1 protein-coding gene is annotated in these 1233 nt (G+C 76.4%); it reads right to left on the bottom strand.

Annotation, left to right across the window (positions count from 1 at the left end; genetic code table 11):
• Positions 1-78: 78 nt before the first annotated feature.
• Positions 79-1233 (bottom strand): iron uptake transporter deferrochelatase/peroxidase subunit (gene efeB, locus AF1_RS32605; RefSeq protein WP_067808220.1); only part of this gene is annotated, 1155 nt, incomplete at its 5' end.

The following is a 1233-nucleotide window of genomic DNA, read 5'->3' as shown; positions in this document are numbered from 1 at the left end:
GGCGGGCGCCCGCCGTACTGGATCAGCTCACTGTCGAACCGTAGCCGCACGCCGGAGAACGGGCGGCGACAGCGGCGGTCAGCCCTCCAGGAGGGGCTGGCCGACGTAGCCGCCGGGCGTGGCGCCGCCCGGCACGGCGAAGATCGCGCTGGACTCGTGCCGGAGATAGCGGGTGAGGCCGTCGGCGCCGTCGAGCTTGCGCTGCACCTGGATGAAGCCGGCCGTCGGGTCGGCCTGCCAGGCGATGAACAGCAGCCCGGCGTCCGGTGCGCCGTCCGGGCGGTGCCCGTCGTGGTAGGAGAACCCGCGCCGCAGCATGGCCGCGCCGCCGTTGGAGGACGGCGCGGCCACCCGGACGTGGGCGTCGCCGGGGATGGCGAGCGCCCCGTCCGGCCCGGCCGCCGAAAGGTTCAGCGGCGTGGTCTCGGTGCCGCCCGACAGCGGGGCGCCGTCGGACTTGCGGCGGCCGATGACCCGTTCCTGCTGGTGCACGGGCAGTTGGTCCCACGCGTCCAGCAGCATCCGGATGCGCCGGACGACCGCGTACGAGCCACCGTTCATCCACGCGTGCGGGCCGGTGGTGTCCGCGGCGAAGACCTTGGCGTCGAACCCGTCGTCGGCCGGACGCGGGTTGCCGGTGCCGTCGATCTGCCCCATCAGGTTGCGGACGGTCCGCGGCCGGTCGGTCGCGCCCCGGGCCCGGTTGAAGCCGTTCATCGTCCAGCGGACCTTCGCCGTCCCGGCCGCGCCCTTCTCCAGCATCCGCAGCGCGTGCACGGCGACGAGCGGGTCGTCCGCGCCGATCTGCACCCACAGGTCGCCGTCGCTCTTGGCGCGGTCGAGGGCGTCGGCGGAGAACGGCGGCATCTCCACCAGCGCGTCCGGCATGCGGTCCTCCAGCCCGGTCCTGCCGAAGAAGGACCGGCCGAAGCCGAACGTCACGGTGAGCGAGGACGGCCCGGCGTCCAGCGCGACCTGGTCGTCGCCCGCGGGCGGATGCCCGGCCGTCATCGCCTCGGCCGCCGCCGACCAGCGGCGCAGCAGCGCCGCCGCCCCGGCGCGGCCGGCACCGGGGCGCAGATCGAACGCGGCGAGGTGCCCGCACGCCTGGGCCGGGGTGAGGATCCCGGCCTGGTGCCGTCCGCGGAACGGGACGGCGGTGCTTCCGACGGCGGTGAGCGGCGGGGCGTCAGCGGCCCGGGGGCGGGCGGCGAAGCCGCCGGCGGCCAGCCC

The organism is Actinomadura formosensis NBRC 14204 (assembly GCF_001552155.1).
Taxonomy (GTDB): Bacteria; Actinomycetota; Actinomycetes; order Streptosporangiales; family Streptosporangiaceae; genus Spirillospora; species Spirillospora formosensis.
The sequence above is the reverse complement of the archived record's forward strand: the minus strand, read 5'-3'. Positions and strand labels throughout refer to the sequence as shown.